The sequence below is a fragment of the Micrococcus sp. ACRRV genome (assembly GCF_022346985.1).
GTDB classification, from domain to species: domain Bacteria; phylum Actinomycetota; class Actinomycetes; order Actinomycetales; family Micrococcaceae; genus Micrococcus; species Micrococcus porci.
The window spans coordinates 1-15,809 of the sequence record NZ_JAKRNH010000056.1 but is presented as its reverse complement, the minus strand read 5'-3'; the positions used below and the strand labels follow the sequence as shown (position 1 = coordinate 15,809).

General features: G+C 75.1%; 14 protein-coding genes and 1 tRNA gene. 5 read left to right on the top strand and 10 right to left on the bottom strand.

The genetic code is table 11. The features are described 5' to 3' along the window. Nucleotides 1-114: 114 nt before the first annotated feature. Complete coding sequence (gene dcd, locus MHY29_RS07410; protein ID WP_224356418.1) at nt 115-696, bottom strand: dCTP deaminase; 582 nt, start codon at nt 694-696, stop codon at nt 115-117. 96 nt (nt 697-792) lie between these two features. Between dcd and MHY29_RS07405 the strand changes: the two genes are divergently transcribed. From MHY29_RS07405 to MHY29_RS07385, 5 genes are all read left to right on the top strand, one after another. Next, nucleotides 793-1,272, top strand: coding sequence for a cation:proton antiporter regulatory subunit (locus tag MHY29_RS07405; RefSeq protein WP_224356417.1), 480 nt, complete (start codon nt 793-795; stop codon nt 1,270-1,272). A gap of 55 nt (nt 1,273-1,327) precedes the next feature. Beyond that, a complete protein-coding gene (locus MHY29_RS07400) occupies nt 1,328-2,569 on the top strand; it encodes a cation:proton antiporter (protein ID WP_239239577.1) in 1,242 nt (413 codons plus the stop codon). 38 nt (nt 2,570-2,607) lie between these two features. Beyond that, nucleotides 2,608-2,681 (top strand) — tRNA-Gly (locus tag MHY29_RS07395). A gap of 79 nt (nt 2,682-2,760) precedes the next feature. After that, complete coding sequence (locus tag MHY29_RS07390) at nt 2,761-3,762, top strand: AEC family transporter (RefSeq protein WP_239239561.1); 1,002 nt, start codon at nt 2,761-2,763, stop codon at nt 3,760-3,762. A 29-nt stretch (nt 3,763-3,791) separates the two neighbouring features. Beyond that, on the top strand, nt 3,792-5,429 hold the full coding sequence (locus MHY29_RS07385) for a helicase HerA-like domain-containing protein (RefSeq protein ID WP_239239558.1): 1,638 nt from the start codon (nt 3,792-3,794) through the stop codon (nt 5,427-5,429). A gap of 264 nt (nt 5,430-5,693) precedes the next feature. Here MHY29_RS07385 and MHY29_RS07380 read toward each other — a convergent pair whose 3' ends face one another. The 9 genes from MHY29_RS07380 to MHY29_RS07340 form a co-directional block, all read right to left on the bottom strand. Continuing rightward, nucleotides 5,694-6,170, bottom strand: coding sequence for a flavodoxin domain-containing protein (locus MHY29_RS07380; protein WP_224356413.1), 477 nt, complete (start codon nt 6,168-6,170; stop codon nt 5,694-5,696). Nucleotides 6,171-6,264: 94 nt separating this feature from the next. Beyond that, nucleotides 6,265-8,334 (bottom strand): NHL domain-containing thioredoxin family protein, encoded by a 2,070-nt coding sequence (locus MHY29_RS07375; RefSeq protein ID WP_239239555.1) that lies wholly within the window; start codon nt 8,332-8,334, stop codon nt 6,265-6,267. Between the two features lie 88 nt (nt 8,335-8,422). Further along, the gene (locus MHY29_RS07370; RefSeq protein WP_239239552.1) at nt 8,423-9,235 is read right to left on the bottom strand and encodes a hypothetical protein; all 813 of its coding nucleotides are present in this window, start codon (nt 9,233-9,235) and stop codon (nt 8,423-8,425) included. Next, nucleotides 9,232-11,409, bottom strand: coding sequence for a cytochrome c oxidase assembly protein (locus tag MHY29_RS07365; RefSeq protein ID WP_239239549.1), 2,178 nt, complete (start codon nt 11,407-11,409; stop codon nt 9,232-9,234). Before MHY29_RS07365 ends, MHY29_RS07370 begins: the two co-directional genes overlap by 4 nt. 31 nt (nt 11,410-11,440) lie before the next feature. After that, nucleotides 11,441-12,787, bottom strand: coding sequence for a Dyp-type peroxidase (locus tag MHY29_RS07360; protein ID WP_239239546.1), 1,347 nt, complete (start codon nt 12,785-12,787; stop codon nt 11,441-11,443). Next, nucleotides 12,774-13,451 (bottom strand): copper chaperone PCu(A)C, encoded by a 678-nt coding sequence (locus MHY29_RS07355; protein ID WP_239239543.1) that lies wholly within the window; start codon nt 13,449-13,451, stop codon nt 12,774-12,776. Before MHY29_RS07355 ends, MHY29_RS07360 begins: the two co-directional genes overlap by 14 nt. 174 nt (nt 13,452-13,625) lie before the next feature. After that, nucleotides 13,626-14,315, bottom strand: coding sequence for a copper resistance CopC family protein (locus MHY29_RS07350; RefSeq protein WP_239239540.1), 690 nt, complete (start codon nt 14,313-14,315; stop codon nt 13,626-13,628). Between the two features lie 85 nt (nt 14,316-14,400). Beyond that, entirely contained in the window at nt 14,401-15,081 is a 681-nt protein-coding gene (locus MHY29_RS07345; protein ID WP_239239537.1) for a hypothetical protein, read from the bottom strand. 151 nt (nt 15,082-15,232) lie between these two features. Next, entirely contained in the window at nt 15,233-15,514 is a 282-nt protein-coding gene (locus MHY29_RS07340; protein WP_224356405.1) for an HU family DNA-binding protein, read from the bottom strand. Nucleotides 15,515-15,809: the final 295 nt, after the last annotated feature.

The following is a 15,809-nucleotide window of genomic DNA, read 5'->3' as shown; positions in this document are numbered from 1 at the left end:
GCGTGAGGGGCGGGGGAGCTCATGCGGGGCATGGTACGAGCGCCTCCGGTCGGGCAGGTGAACAGCCCCGGCGGGTGGCCGGGGTCTTCCGGGCGGTCGGTGCCCGCGCCCCCGTCACCGCGGGATGCGCGTGAGGTGGAAGTCCTGGTGGGAGCGCGAGGCCGTGGGGCCGCGCTGGCCCTGGTAGCGGTTGAGGTTGCCGCCCGAGCCGTAGGGCGACTCGGCGGGCGAGCTCATCCGGAAGAAGCACAGCTGGCCGATCTTCATGCCCGGCCACAGGGTGATGGGCAGCGTGGCCACGTTGGAGAGCTCGAGCGTGACGTGCCCGGTGAAGCCGGGGTCCACGAACCCGGCCGTGGAGTGGGTCAGCAGGCCCAGCCGGCCCAGGGAGGACTTGCCCTCGAGGCGCGCCGCGACGTCGTCCGGCAGGGTGATCTGCTCGTAGGTGGCGCCGAGCACGAACTCCCCCGGGTGCAGCACGAACGGCTGGTCCGGCTCCACCTCCACCAGGCGAGTCAGCTCCTCCTGGGGCTGCGCGGGGTCGATGTGCGCGTAGCGGTGGTTGTCGAAGAGCCGGAAGAAGCGGTCCAGGCGCACGTCCACGGAGGCGGGCTGGACCATGGAGAGCTCGAGCGGGTCCAGGCCGATGCGGCCGGAGGAGAGCTCGGCGCGGATGTCACGGTCGGAGAGCAGCACGGACGCCACGGTAGCGCAGGCGGGCGGACCGCCCCCGCGCGGGGACGCCGGCCGCGCGGCAGGGCCGGGCCCCGGGCCGCGTCTACGATGTGCCGCATGGACATGCACGAGACCCCGTTGCCCGGCATCGGCGTCCGCCGCGAACTGGACACCACCTCCGGCCGGCGCATCGGGGTGGTCACGCACCGCGACGGGCAGACCGACCTGATCCTCTCCGACCGGGACGACCCGGACGCGTGCGCCGCCTCCATCCCCCTCGCCGCCGACGAGGCCGCGGCCCTGGGCGCCCTCCTGGCCGGGCCGCGGCTGGTGGCCCAGCTCGAGGAGGAGCACGCCGACTTGCCCGGCGTCAGCACGCGGCAGCTGATCCTGCCCCACGAGTCGCCGTATGCGGGCGAGGAGCTCGGCTCCACGCGGATGCGCACGCGCACCGGGGTGTCGATCGTCGCCGTGGTGCGCGCCGGCGTCACCCACCCCTCCCCCGGCCCGGACTTCCTGCTCGAGGGCGGGGACCTGGTCATCGTGGTGGGCACGGGCGAGGGCGTGCGCCAGGCGGAGAAGCTGCTGACCGTGTGACAGCCGCCGCCGCGCCGGGGCCGCCCGGCCGGCGGCACGAGGAAGGGAGTCGGACATGCACGGCACGACGCTGGCGCTGGTCGAGCTCGGCGCCGTCCTCTTCCTGCTCGGGGTCCTCGGCCGCCTGGCCGCGCGGATCGGCATGTCCCCCGTGCCCCTGTACCTGCTCGGCGGCCTGCTGATCGGCGTCGGCGGCCTCCTGTTCTCCGGGGCGGACCCCTCGGGCACCCTGCGCAGCCCCGTGGCCGCCATCGGCGACTTCAGCTCCCTGGCCGCAGAGATCGGGGTTGTCCTCCTGCTGCTCACCCTGGGGCTGGAGTATTCGGCGCGTGAGCTCATGACGGGGCTGCGCGGCTCCTGGCGCTCCGGGCTGCTGGACGTGGCGCTGAACTTCACCCCCGGCGCCGCGGCGGGCTGGCTGCTCGGCTGGGGCCCGGTGGGTGCCGTCGTCCTCGGCGGGATCACGTACATCTCGTCGTCCGGGATCATCGCGAAGGTCCTCAACGACCTGGGCCGGGTGGGCAACCGGGAGACCCCCGTGATGCTCTCCGTGCTGGTGTTCGAGGACCTCGCCATGGCCGTCTACCTGCCGCTCATGACGGCGCTCGTGGCCGGCAGCGCGTTCGCCGCCGGCCTGCGGGCGGTCGGGATCGCCCTCGTGGTGGTGGCGGCGGTGCTGTTCACGGCCCTGCGGTTCGGTCCGCAGATCTCCCGGCTGGTGTACTCCCCCGAGCAGGAGACGTTCCTGCTCAAGGTCCTGGGGCTGGCGCTGCTGGTGGCCGGCGTGGCGGGCGCCCTGCAGGTGTCCGCGGGCGTCGGGGCGTTCCTGCTGGGCATCGCGATCTCGGGCGCGGCCGCCAAGCAGGCGCGCTCCGTGCTCGAGCCCCTGCGGGACATGTTCGCCGCCCTGTTCTTCGTCCTGTTCGGCATGAACGTCGACCCGCGCACCCTGCCGCCCGTGCTGCTCGGCGCCCTCGCGCTGGCCGTGGTGACCGCCGCGACCAAGGTGGCCACCGGGTACCTCGCCGCGCGGGCCGCGGGGATCGGCGTGGCCGGCCGGTGGCGCGCGGGGGCGACGCTGACCATCCGCGGGGAGTTCTCCATCGTCATCGCGGGCCTGGCGACGGCCTCCGGGACCCTGCCCGCCGAGGTGTCCGCGTTCGCCACCGCCTACGTGCTGATCCTGGCCGTGGCCGGGCCCCTGCTCACCCGCTCCGCCGACGGATTCGGCCGCCGCCGGGCCGCCGCGGCCCGCGTGCGGGAGGCGCGGCGGGCACGTCAGGCGCCGCTGGTGTAAGGTGAGGCGAGCGCCGGACGCGGAAGCGGACCGGCTGCGCGGGCGTAGCTCAATGGTAGAGCGCTTGCTTCCCAAGCAAGATACGCGGGTTCGATTCCCGTCGCCCGCTCCACGAGGACCAGGGCCCGGCGGCGACGCCGGGCCCTCGTCGTCTCCCCGCCCCACCCCGCGTCGACGATCGGAGCCCGCCCGTGATCGAGGTCCTCTCCGGCTTCTCCGTGGTGTGGGTGATCATCCTCGTCGGGCTGCTGCTGGGTCGCACCGGCGTCCTCGGGGACGAGGCCCGCGAGGTCCTCTCCCGCACCGCGTTCTTCGTGGGCAACCCGGCCCTGCTGTTCGTGACGCTCTCCCGCGCGGACGTGGGCGCGGTGCTGGGCCCGCAGCTGTGGGTCGCGTGCCTGTCCGCGTTCGCGGCCGCAGCGGTGTTCCTCGGCCTCTCGATCCCGCTGCTGAAGGGCCGCCCGGCCTCCGAGCGTGTGATGTCCGGGCTCAGCGCCTCCCTGGTGAACTCGGCCAACCTCGGCATCCCCATCGCCACCTACGTCCTCGGCGACGCCGCCCTGGCCGCCCCGGCGCTGATCTTCCAGCTGGCGATCTACACGCCCGTCTACGTCGCGGTGATGGACTGGGCCACCACCCACGAGGCCGCGGCCCGCGCGTCGTCCGCCGGGGCCGCGCACGACGCCGGCGCCCCCGCGCCCCGCACCGTGCGCCCCCGGAACCCCGTGCTGGCCCAGCTGCGCCAGACCGCCACGAACCCGATGATCCTCGGCGCGTTCGGCGGCCTGCTGCTCTCCTTCACCGGCTGGACCCTCCCGGGCCCGCTGATGACGTCGGTGGAGCTGATCGGCGGGCTGTCCATCCCGGCGATGCTGATCGCCTTCGGCATGTCCCTGGCCGGCTCCCGCCCGCTCGCCCGGGACTCCGGCCGCCGCGCGGACGTGCTCCTGGCCTCGGCCGTGAAGCTCGTGGTCCACCCGCTCGTGGCCTGGGTGGTCGCGCAGTTCGTCTTCGGGCTCGACGCGCGGCGCGTGTTCGTCGCCGTCGTCCTGGCATCCCTGCCCACGGCGCAGAACGTGTACGTCTCGGCGGTCCGCTACCGGGCCGGGGAGACCGTCTCCAAGGACACGATCCTGGTGACCACGATCGTCGCGATCCCGGCGATGATCGCCGTCGCCCTCCTGCTGGCCTGAGCGCGGCCGCGCGGCCCTAGGATGACCGCATGGCTGAGAACACCGCCCTCCTCGACACCCTCCGCGCCGGCTACACCTTCGACGATCCGACGATCACGCTCGGCGCCGCCGTGGTGGACGGCGAGGTCCACGCCGACGTCCCCGTGCGCCTGCCGCTGCGCATGATGAACCGGCACGGCCTGGTGGCCGGCGCCACCGGCACCGGCAAGACCAAGACCCTCCAGATGATGGCCGAGCAGCTCTCCGCCGCGGGCGTCCCCGTGTTCCTCGCGGACGTCAAGGGCGACCTCTCCGGCCTGGCCACGGCCGGCACCGCCTCGGACAAGCTGACCGAGCGCACCCGGGCCACCGGCATGCCCTGGCAGGCCCAGGCGTACCCCGTGGAGTTCTACGCGCTCGGCGGGGACGGCGTCGGCGTGCCGGTGCGCGCCACCGTGGACTCGTTCGGCCCCGTGCTGCTCTCCCGCATCATGGAGCTCAACGAGACCCAGGAGTCCTGCCTGCAGCTCATGTTCCACTGGGCCGACCAGCGGGACCTGCCCCTGGACGACCTCAAGGACCTCAAGGCCGTGGTGGTGCACCTGACCTCGGACGAGGGCAAGGCCGACCTCAAGGGCCTCGGCGGCGTCTCCACCGCCACCGCCAACGTGATCCTCCGCAAGGTCACCGGCCTGGAGGCCTCCGGCATGGACCAGTTCTTCGGCGTGCCGGAGTTCGAGACCGCCGAGCTGCTGCGCGTCGCCCCGGACGGCCGCGGCGTCGTCTCCTGCCTCGAGCTGCCCACCCTGCAGTCCAAACCGGAGCTGTTCTCCACGTTCATGATCTGGCTGCTCGCGGACCTGTTCGCCGAGCTGCCCGAGGCCGGCGACCTGGACAAGCCGAAGCTCGTGTTCTTCCTCGACGAGGCGCACCTGCTGTTCGACGGCGCGTCCAGGGCGTTCCTCGAGGCGATCACCACCACCGTGCGCCTCATCCGCTCCAAGGGCGTGGGCCTGTTCTTCATCACCCAGACCCCCAAGGACGTCCCCGGCGACGTCCTGACCCAGCTGGCCAACCGCGTCCAGCACGCGCTGCGCGCCTTCACCCCGGAGGACGCCAAGGCGCTCAAGGCCACCGTGCAGACCTTCCCGAAGACCGACTACGACCTCGAGGAGGTCCTCACCGGCGCGAAGGTCGGCGAGGCCGTGGTCACCGTCATGGACCCCGACGGCGCCCCCACCCCCGTGGCGCTGACCCGCATGTGGTCCCCGCAGTCCACCATGGGCCCGACCCCCGAGGACGCGATGAAGGCGGCGGTGGCGGCGTCGCCGCTCATGGGCCAGTACGGCACCGCGCAGGAGCGCGAGTCCGCGGCCGAGAAGCTGGCCGCGCAGGCCGCGGCCCCGCAGGGCGAGACGGCCGTGCCCGCCACCGGCGAGAGCGCCCGTGACGGCGGGAACGTCACCGTCTCCGGCGTCGACCTCGGGAACATCGAGGAGATCCGCCGCGAGGAGGACGCCCGCGCCCGCCGCGCCCAGGAGAAGGCGGACAAGCCGAGCGACTTCGAGAAGGCCATGGGCAACTTCATGAAATCCGCGGGAACGCAGATCGGCCGCGAGGTCGTGCGCAGCGTCTTCGGCACGCGGCGCCGCTCCGGCGGCAGCCTGCTCGGCGGCCTCTTCGGCTGATCCCCCCGACGCTTTCGTTCGCGAAACAGACGGCGCGCCCCACGCTTTCGTTCGCGAAACAGACGGCGCGCCCCGGGACGACGACGGGCCGCCCCCTCACGCGAGGGGGCGGCCCGTCGTCGCGGCGGCGCAGGCCGCGTCAGGCGTGCGTTTCACACACGAAGACTCTCGACACGCCGTGCACTTCACGCACGAAAGCGCCTGACACGCCGTGCGTCTCGTGCACGACAACGCCGGAGGGTGCGGGGGTGCGGGGGTGCGGGGTCAGTTCACGCCGTGCGCGGAGAGGCCCTTGGCCCAGTGCTCGACGGCGTTCCAGTCGCGGAAGTCGCCGTAGCGGCCCTTCACCAGCTTGATCTGCAGCTTCTCCAGGGCGCCCAGGCGCTCCTCCACGAGGGCGCCGCGCAGGTACTTCACGTCGCGGGCGCCGTAGGTGCCCAGCTGGTCGGCCAGGGCGCGGTTCGGCACGGGCGAGGCGCCGGAGTAGAGGATCACCAGGGACTTCTGGGACAGCTCGGCGCGGCGGGAGTCCAGGAACGCCTTCGCGGACTTCTCCAGCTTGTCGCCGTACACGGGCGCGGCGACGACCACGGCGTCGGCGGTGTCCAGCCAGGCCGCGGCACCGGCGACGTCCTCGACCACGGTGTCCGTCTGGGCGGTGGTGCGCAGGACCTCGGCCACGCGCTCGGCAATCTCCCGGGTGGAGCCGTGGCGGGAGGCGGTCACGATCAGTGCGGTCATGGTCTCAGGCATCCTTCGGGATCGGTCGGCGTCGGGCGGCCGGGGCGCGGACCCGGCGCGGAGTGACCGCACCGGGACCGGCCCGGAGTCGGGCTCAGTGTATCCCGCGCAGGTCCAGGTCCAGACGGGTCTCCGCCCCGTCGGGGGCCTGGTCGGCGGCGTGCACGCGCACCGGGATGCCCCAGTCCTGCTGGTAGAGGTGGCAGGCGGCGCTGTCCGGGATCGGGCCGTCCTTCTCCCCGTCGCAGGCGGCCGCGCGGGCGGTGATGTGCAGGACGCCCTCGGCCACGGCCGGGTTCAGGCGCAGCGTGCGGGTCAGGCCCACGGAGGTCCCGGCCCCGTCCAGCAGCAGCTCCTCCGGGGAGGAGGAGACCTTCAGCTGGGTGGGGTCGCCCCAGCGGTCGTCGAGCTTCTGCCCGGCCGGCGCGGCGAAGCCCACGCTGAGGTCCAGGTCCCCGGCCGCCACGTCCGTGCTGGGGCGCGCGGTCTGGCGGGCGCCCTCGTCCACGGTGAGGTACTCGGCAGGCACGGAGATCCGCACGAGCTGGTGGGCGCCGGTCTCCACGACGACGATCTCCGCGGGCGCACCGTCTTCGCCCGGCTCCACGAGCACGTCGGAGGGCTCCTTGAGCTCGCGCGTCACCGTGGACACCGCCGCCTCCACGGGGCGGCCCGCGGCGTCCTCCCCCGCGGGGGCGTAGCGGCGGATCGCGCCGTTGTAGGTGTCCGCGACCAGCACGGAGCCGTCCGGGAGGGCGGTCACGCCGAGCGGGTGCTGCAGACGGGCCTGCTCGGGGGCGCCGTCCACGTAGCCGAAGTCGAACAGCCCCGTGCCGACGGCGGTGCCCACCTGGCGCGTGCCGTCCTCGGCGGTGCGCAGCCAGCGCACGGCGGACGTCTCGGAGTCGGCGAGCCACAGGGTGCCGTCCTGCGCGAAGGACAGGCCGGAGGTCTGCGCGAACCACGCGGTGTCCGCGGGGCCGTCGAGCAGGCCCTCCAGTCCGGTGCCGGCGTGCACCGCGAGCACGCGGGCCACCGGGTCGTAGGAGAACAGCTGGTGGGTGCCGGCCATCGCCACGATCACCCGCCCGGCGGCGGCGTCCCAGGCCACGTCCCACGGGGAGGACAGGGAGATCCCCGTGGGATCGCCGGGCAGGTCGGACAGGTCCGCGGCGGCCGACTCGTCACCGGCCGCGGCCTCGCGCACGCGCTCGGAGTCGATCAGCTTCTGCACGCCGTTGCCCGCCAGGGTGGTGACCTCGCCGGTGGCCAGGTCGATGCCGCGCAGGCGGTGGTTCACGGTGTCCGCCACGACGACGTCGACCCCGGCCCGCGCCGCGACGTCCTCCGGGAGCAGGAGCAGGCCGTTGGGCTCGCTGAACAGGGCGGTCTCGGGGCCGCCGTCGCGGTGGCCGCGGGTGGCCGGCGTCGGGAAGGCGAGGTCGGCGGCCTCGGCGGGGGCCTCGGCCGGGTCTCCGCCGCCGATGGCGCGCAGCACCGTGGTGAGGTCCGCGGCGAGCTCGACGATGCGGTGATGGCCGGTGTCCGCCACGAGGAAGGAGCCGGGCCGGGAGCCGCGGCCCTCGAGGGAGACGGCGCCGCCCGGGAACTTCAGGTCGCGGGCCACGGGGGCGGGGGCCACGTAGGGGCCGGAGCCGCGGTGCAGCGTGCCCTTGGCCTCGTGCTCGGCCACGAGCTCCCGCACCAGGGAGTACAGGCCGGCCACGTGCCCCTCGCCCGAGAGGTGCGCCACGATGTAGCCCTCCGGGTCCACCACGACGAGCGTCGGCCAGGCCCGCGCGGAGTACGCCTGCCAGGTGACCAGCGTGGGGTCGTCCAGCACGGGATGGGCGATGTCGTAGCGCTCGACGGCGGCGTCGAGGGCGTCCGGGTCGGCCTCGTGCTCGAACTTCGGGGAGTGGACGCCCACGGTCACCAGGACGTCGGAGAACTCCTCCTCGAGGGGGCGCAGCTCGTCCGCCACGTGCAGGCAGTTGATGCAGCAGAACGTCCAGAAGTCCAGGATCACGACCTTGCCGCGCAGGTCCTCGAGGCTCACCTCGGTCCCGCCGGTGTTCAGCCAGCGGCGGCCCACCAGGGAGGAGGCGCGCACGCGGGAGCCGGAGCGGGGCACGGACGGGGCGGAGGTCTGCTGCTCGGTCATGCCCTCCATCATGGCCCACCCCCGGCGGGCGTCCGCCGGGAGCGGACGCCGCATGTCACCTCGCGACGCGCGCCCCGCGCCGCGGGGGTCAGCGGGTCACGGCGCCGGCGGCGGCGAGCATCTCCTCGGCCATCACGGTGAACTGGCGCTCCGCGGCCTGCGGCTGGCCGGTGAAGGAGACCATGACGACGTCCTCCGGGCCCACCGCGGTCAGGATCTGCGCCGCGGTGGCGGGCTCGTCCCGGCCGGCCGGGGTCTGCGTCCAGACCAGCCCGGACTGAGCGGGGCTGCCGTCGGAGAGGTCGGCGGCGCTCATCTGCAGGCGGTAGGTGCGGGCTCCGTCGGCGTCGCGGGTCGTGACGGTCATGTCCCGGCAGTCCGCGAGGAGCGTGTTGACGGTCTGCAGGTGCTCCTCCACCCGCTGGCGTCCGGGACCGTCCAGCGTGGCGACCTCGACGGTGCCCGTGCCCGCGAAGCTGTCCGTGCCCACGTCCACGCGGCTCACCTCCTCCTGGTCCAGCAGGATCGGTGAGAAGTCGAGGGCGGCCAGGGGCGCCTGGCAGCGGGCGGGCTCCACGGTGGTCCGGCCGTCGTCGGCGGCGCGGTCCGCGGCGTCCCCACGCGCGGCCGCGATCTGGTCGGCCCCGACCGCGTCCTGCCGGGTGAACCCGAAGCTGGCCGCGCGCGCCGCGGCGGCCTCGGCGCGCCGCTGGTCCACGCGGTCGCCCAGGTCCAAGCCTCCCGTGGCGGCCGACGACGACGGCCCCGCCGCCTGCGCGCCGGAGGAGGCGGCGGCGTCGCCCCCGGAGGCGCAGCCCGCCAGGAGCACGGCCGCGAGCGCCGCGCCCGAGGAGGCCACGGCGAGGCGGCGGACGGCGGGGCGGGGGCGGTCGGCGCTCACGGGCGGTCTCCTCGGGCAGGGTCCTGGTCGGCGCCGGGGTGGTTCATCGCGGCGTACATCTGGTTCCAGCGGGCGAGCTCGGCGTCGCCGTCCTGGTCGGCGCGGCGGTCCAGCCGGGCGGCGGTCTTCGTGTCCGAACGGGCCCAGAGGACGGCCACGGTGACGGCCATGAGCACGGTGGGGAACTCGCCGATGCCCCACATGATGCCGCCGCCGATGTGCTGGTCGGTGAGTGCGTCCGGGCCCCAGTCGCGGCCGATGCTGCCGAACCAGGAGGCCTGCAGCAGGCCCGTCGAGGTGGTCATGGCCACGCCGATGAACGCGTGGAACACCATGGTCGCCAGCAGCAGCACGAGCCGCAGCGGGTACGGCGGCCGGCTGGGCAGCGGGTCCGCGCCCACCATGACGGTGGCGAAGATGAACCCGGTGAGCAGGAAGTGCACGTTCATGAACTCGTGGCCCACGTGCGTCTCCAGGGAGAACCGGAAGAAGTCCGTGTAGTAGAACACCAGGATCGAGCCGGCGAAGTTCACGCCCGCCACGATCGGGTTGGTGATGAACGCGCCCCACGGGGAGTGCACGATCCACAGGATCCACTCGCGCGGCCCGCGGGTGCCGTCTGTGCGGGCGGGCAGGGCGCGCAGGGCCAGGGTGATCGGGGCGCCCAGCACCAGGAACAGCGGGACGATCATGGTCAGCACCATGTGCCCCACCATGTGGGCGCTGAACAGCACCATGCCGTACACGGCCGGGGCCCCGGAGGTGGCCCACGCCAGCACGGCCAGGCCGATGAGCCAGCTGAGGGTGCGCAACACGGGCCAGCGGTCGCCGCGGCGGCGCAGCTGCCACGCGGCGCGGACGTACCAGACGGCCAGGAACGCGATGATCGCGACCCACAGCCAGTCCCAGCGCCACATGGTGAACCAGCGGTCGCCGGTGAGCTCGGGCGGAAGCTCGTAGCCGGTGAGGATGCGCGCGGGTGTGGCGTCCGGGGCCAGCTCCTCGGGCACGGGCGGGGCGGTGCGGGCCAGCACGGCGGACACGCCGACCACGGCGGCCATGACCACGGCCTCGACGGCGATCAGCTGCCACAGCAGCCGGCGCGCGGCGGGCGGGGACTCGGCGGCGCCGTCGTCGTCCAGGCGGGGGATGATCCAGCGCCGGTGCAGCAGGCCGATGCCGCCGAGCAGCAGGACGGCACCGGCCTTGGTCAGGACCATGGTGCCGTAGGGGCTGAGCAGCTGGGCGGGGTCGTCCATGCGGATGGACGCGTTGACCACACCGGAGAGGGCCACGGTGACCAGGCCGAGCCCGGCGAGCACCGAGTACCGGGAGACGACGGTGTGGAGCAGGGGGGCCGGGCCCTGGCGGCGCAGGCTGGCGCCGCGTCCCTGCGCCCCGTTGGGGCCCACGAGGGTGTCGGAGATCAGGGCGAGCACCAGCAGGCCGCCCACCCAGACGACGACGCCGAGCAGGTGCAGGCCGATGGAGTTCACGGCGCCGTAGTGGTCGTCGCCGCCGGCGGCGTGGCCGATCAGGGCCAGCGGCACGATGCCGAGCATCGCGAGAACGCCGGTCCAGAACAGGCCGGTGTGGGAGCGCACGCCGATGGCCAGGGTGGTGACCACCGCGGCGATCACCGTCACCCAGAACCACGCCTGGCCCACGGAGATGTCGAGGGTGTAGGCCAGCAGGCCGTCCGTGAACGAGCCCCCGGCGGAGACGGGGATGCCGGCCAGGTCCGAGTAGGAGAGGACGCCCACGGCCAGCGCCGCGACCGTCCACACGCCCGCGGCGGCGGCAGCCACCGCCATGACGCGCCCGAATGCGGGGTGCTCGGGCCGGGGGCCCTCCTCCGCGTCCTGCGCGCGCTGCCGGGCGGAGCGGTGCCACCGCTCCGTCCCGGCGGCGTGCGGGGGCAGGATGCCCGCGGCGAAGATCAGGGCACCGATGGTCACGGCCATGGCCGCGTTGTTCACAGCCTTGCCGACGGGCACGCCCCAGCGGGTGAGCGCCCCGGGGTCGGAGAGCTCGCGCGGGGCGGTCACCCCGGCGAACCAGGCGGCCAGCACCAGGGCCAGCACGCCGACGACGGCGGCCCCCAGCAGCACCGGCCGCGGCACCCCCAGGGGGTGCTGGGCGGTGGCGGGGGGCACGGCGGTCGAGGTGGGCATGGTCCTCATTCTCCCATCGTCGGTGGACGGCTCAGGCGAACAGGACGTCCCCCACGAACCCGCCCTCGGCGCAGCCCGGGGGGATCGCGAAGACGGCCGAGCCCACGGGGCGCGTCCACAGGTTGAGGTGGTCGGACGCGGCCAGGCGCTCCTGCACCGGGATGTACTGCCGGTCCACGTCCGCCTGGAAGGCGGCGAAGATCAGCCCCGCACCCGTGCCGGAGGCCCCGGCGCCGTCGTCGTAGTTGTAGCCGCGGCGCAGCATCCCGTACTCCGGCTCCGGCCCGCGCGCCCGGCGCAGATGGGCGGTGTCCGGGATCACGGGGAAGCCCGTGGGCCCGATCGCCTCCAGATCCGGGGCGTCGGTCTCGAGCTCGCCCGTGAGCGGGGCGCCCGTGCCGAGGGTCCGGCCGATCACCTTCTCCTTGGCCGGGCGGTCCAGCTCGTCCCACGTGTCCATGAGCATGTCGATCCGGCGCACCACCAGGGACGTGCCGTCCGGGATCCACGGGGCGATCCCGAGGTCCGCCGCCTCCTGCCCGGCGCCCCAGACGATCCGCTCCAGGGCGGGCGAGCCGCCCTGCGGGTTGGCGGTGCCGTCCACCTGCCCGAAGAGGTTGCGCATGGTGGTGCCGGTCGGGTGGGTGCCGCGGGCCGCCCGGAAGCCCTCCTGCACCCAGCGCACCTCGGCGAAGGGGCGGGCGACCTTGCCGAGCATGCGGCGGGCGTGGGCCACGGAGATCCTGTCGTCGCCGCAGATCTGCAGCAGCAGGTCCCCGCCGGACCAGCGGTCCTCCAGCGCGTCGATCGTGGGGAACGCCGGCAGCGGCTTCAGCCACGCGGGGGCCTTCTCCGGGGCGACACGCGCCAGCAGCTCCGGACCGAACCCGAAGGTCACCGTGAGCCGGGCCGGCGCGGCCGCCAGCTCCGGCTCGGTGTCCGCGAGGGTGGCGCGCCCCTGGGTGAGGCGGGCGGCGTCGTCGGAGAGCAGGCGCAGCAGCGCGCGCACCCCGGCCCGGTCCGTCTCCGGCAGCAGGTCCAGGGCGACGAGCATCGCGTGGGTCTGCGCGGGGGTGTCGACGCCGGCCTGGCGCGGCCCGTGGAACGGCACCGTGTCCGTGCCCACGGGCGAGCTGACCGCCACGCGGGAGGCCTCTCCCCCGGGCTCGGCCCAGCCGGCACGGCCGACCTCGCCCTCGAGCCCCGTGTCCTCCATGACGCCCGACGGCGACGCGTCCACCCCGGAGGGTGCCCCGCCCGGGGTGGGGGTCGCCTGCGCGGCCCCCGCCCCGTAGCCGACCGCTCCGCCGAGCAGGCCGCCGCCCACCGCGCCGAGCCCGAACAGGACTTCGCGACGGGAGGGGTCAGTGGTCGGCATGGCCGGACCCCGCGGGCATGGAGGAGTTCATGCCCATGCCGGACATCGACGAGGAGGCCTCGCCGCCGTGGTAGGACTCGTCGGCACCGGTGAACGGGCGGGCCACGGAGGTGACCTCGAGGGTCCGGCCGTCCTCGGTCTTCAGGGTGTAGGTCACCTCGGCGCCCGCCTTCACGGGCTGCGTCAGGCCCATGAACATCACGTGGTCGCCGCCGGGGACCAGCTCGAACGTCCCGCCCGCCGGGACGGTGAACCCGTCCGGGGCCTGCTGCATCGTCATCTGGCCCTTGCCGTCGGCGGCCATCTCGTGGAGCTCCACGCGGTCCGTCCGGTCGGAGGTCACGGCCACCACGTGGACGGGGGCGTCGGAGGTGTTCTCCAGGGTGCCGAACGAGCCGGTCATGGCGCCGTCGGTGGCCTTGGTCCAGGCGTCGGTCATGGTCAGCGGGGCCGCGGAGCTGTCCGCCGCGGTGGCCGACGACGACGCGGTGGACCCGGCCGCCTCCGGGGTGGTGGCGGTGGCGGAGGACGCCGGCGCGGAGGAGGACGAGGACGCCGGCGCCGAGGCGCCGCCGCACGCGGCGAGGGCCAGGGAGCCGGCCGCGGCGAGCACGGCGAGGGACAGGCGGCGGGAGACGGTCTGGGAGGGGTGCTTCATGGTCATGTCGTGTTCCTCGTCAGGAGGGCGCGGCTCAGGCCGCGCGGAAGGGGCCCGCCCCGGTCGGGCGGGCAGGATGCGCGTCACGCAGAGGACGCGTGGGAGGGGTGGGCGCACGCAGGGTGCGGCACACCCGGGACGGGGCCGGTCCGCGGGGACGGGCCCGGAGGACGTGCCGGGTCAGTCCCGGCCGAGGGCGCGCGCCTTGCGGCCCATCACGGCCAGGCCCACCGCGATCACCGCGACGCCGGCCGCGCCGAGCATCCACACCGTCGCCGGGACGCCTGCGGAGGCGCCGGACTCCGCCGGAGTCGAGGAGGCGGCCGCCGGGGTCGAGGCCGCCCCGGGCTGCTCCGCTCCGGTCTGCTCGGCCGAGGAGGCGGGTGCCGCCGTGGACGAGGCCGTCCCGGCCGCAGCCACGCCGCACCCGGAGGGCGCGGTGCCGGCCGCGGGGGAGGACGGGTCCGTGACGGAGAAGTCCAGCGACTGCTCCTCGGAGTGCCCGTCCGAGTACACGACGCGGTACGCCGCCGTGTACTCCCCCTGCGCCAGATCCGGACACAGCGGTGCGGTCAGCGTGGGGCCGGAGACCTGGACGTCCCCCTTCTGCCACTGGTTCCCGGCGGCGTCCGTGACCCGGACGATGCTCTGGATGCCCTGACCGGAGATCAGGTCGCCGGAGAACGTCAGGGAGACGGCGTCGGGCGCCTCGGCGAGGGCCGCTCCGTCGGCGGGGACGGCCTTCAGCAGCTCGTCGTGGGCGAGGGCCGGGGCGGCCGCCGCCACGGCCAGGCCGGGCAGCAGGGTCAGCGCGGCCGCCGCACGGGCGGCGCGCCGGGGGGTGGAGGGGTGCATCGGAGTGGGGTTCATGGGGTCCTCCCCGGCCGTGCCGGGCGGGGCCGGCCGGTCCGAGTCGCAGGGGCGGGTGCGCGCGAGGGCGTCCCGAGCGCGGAGCTCAGGCCGCGAGGGCGAACGCCGGCGGACCCCGCCATCCGGGGCTTCCGAGGACGACGACGGCGGCCGGCGCGCTCGGGGCGCGCCAGGCCGGGACCCGCACGGGGCGGGGAGTCGGGAGGAGGCCGGCCGCCAGAGCGACCAGCAGCCGCCACACGGGGGCCGCCTGCAGCACGCGCTCCGCGGCCGCGACGAGCATCCGCTCGCCGTGGCGCAGGACGGCCACGGTGAGCGCGGCGGCGGCCAGGTGCGCCAGGAGCATGCCCGGGGTCCCGGCGTGGGCGGCGTGGGCCGACGTCTCGGAGGCGGCGTCCACGGTCAGCAGGGGCCGCGCCGCGCCGACGTGGGAGTGGGCGAGGTGCGCCGGCGCGACCCCGGCCGCCGTCGCCACGGACCGGCCGCCCGCGGCGACGGAGTAGAGCGCGTGGAACAGGCCCTGGGCCACGGCCACAGCGGCGGCGGTGCGCCACAGGGAGAGCGCGCGGCCGGCCAGCAGGGTGCACACGGGGGCCGCGAGCACGGCCGAGAAGAGCAGGAGCGCCGGCGCGGGCAGGGGCGTGGACGCCGCGGCCGAGTGGAAGAGGGCGGCCAGCAGGGTCATGGCCAGCGCGCCGGCGGCCCCGCGCAGCACGCGGGCGGGGCCGGCCACGGCACGGGAGGGCACGGGGGTCGGAGTGCCCATGCGCTCCTCCTTCGCCGGATGCGGGCGGGGGCGTCGCGCCCTCGCGAGGCCTCCAGTCTACCGGGGCCGCGGACGACGACGGGCGCCCCACCCGTGAGGATGGGACGCCCGTGCGTACGGTGGCTGGCGCCGTGGCGGCGCCGCGGCCGGATCACTCGGAGGCGGCGGCCTTGAGCTTGGAGCCGGCGGTGACCTTCACGGAGTAGCCGGCCGGGATGGTGATCTCCTCGCCGGTGCGCGGGTTGCGGCCGGTGCGCTCCTTGCGCTCGGTGCGCTCCACGGCCAGCCAGCCGGGGATGGACACCTTCTCGCCCTTCTTGACCTGCGCGGTGAACGCCTCGAAGAGGGCGTCCAGCACGTCAGACACGGCGGCCTGGGTGTTGCCGGAGCGCTCAGCGACGGCGGCGACGAGCTCCTTGCGGTTCATGGCCATGGTTCCTCCCTGTGGGACAGCGGTTTCAGGCTCCCGGTCCGGTGCGGACCGGGCTTCCAGGTGCGAACGTACCATTTCCGCGGCGCCCACGCCCCATCCGATCCGCGTGATTCCGCGACTTTTCCACCCCCGCAGGCTTCGGGCGCCCCTGGCCCGTGGACGACGACGGCGGCGGCCCCCCCCGGGGGGGGCGCCCCCCCCGGGGGGGGGGGGGGCCCCCCCCCCCCCCCCGGGGGGGGGGGGGGCCCCCCCGGGGGGGGGGCCCCCGGGGCCGCCCCCCCCGGGGGCCACAGCC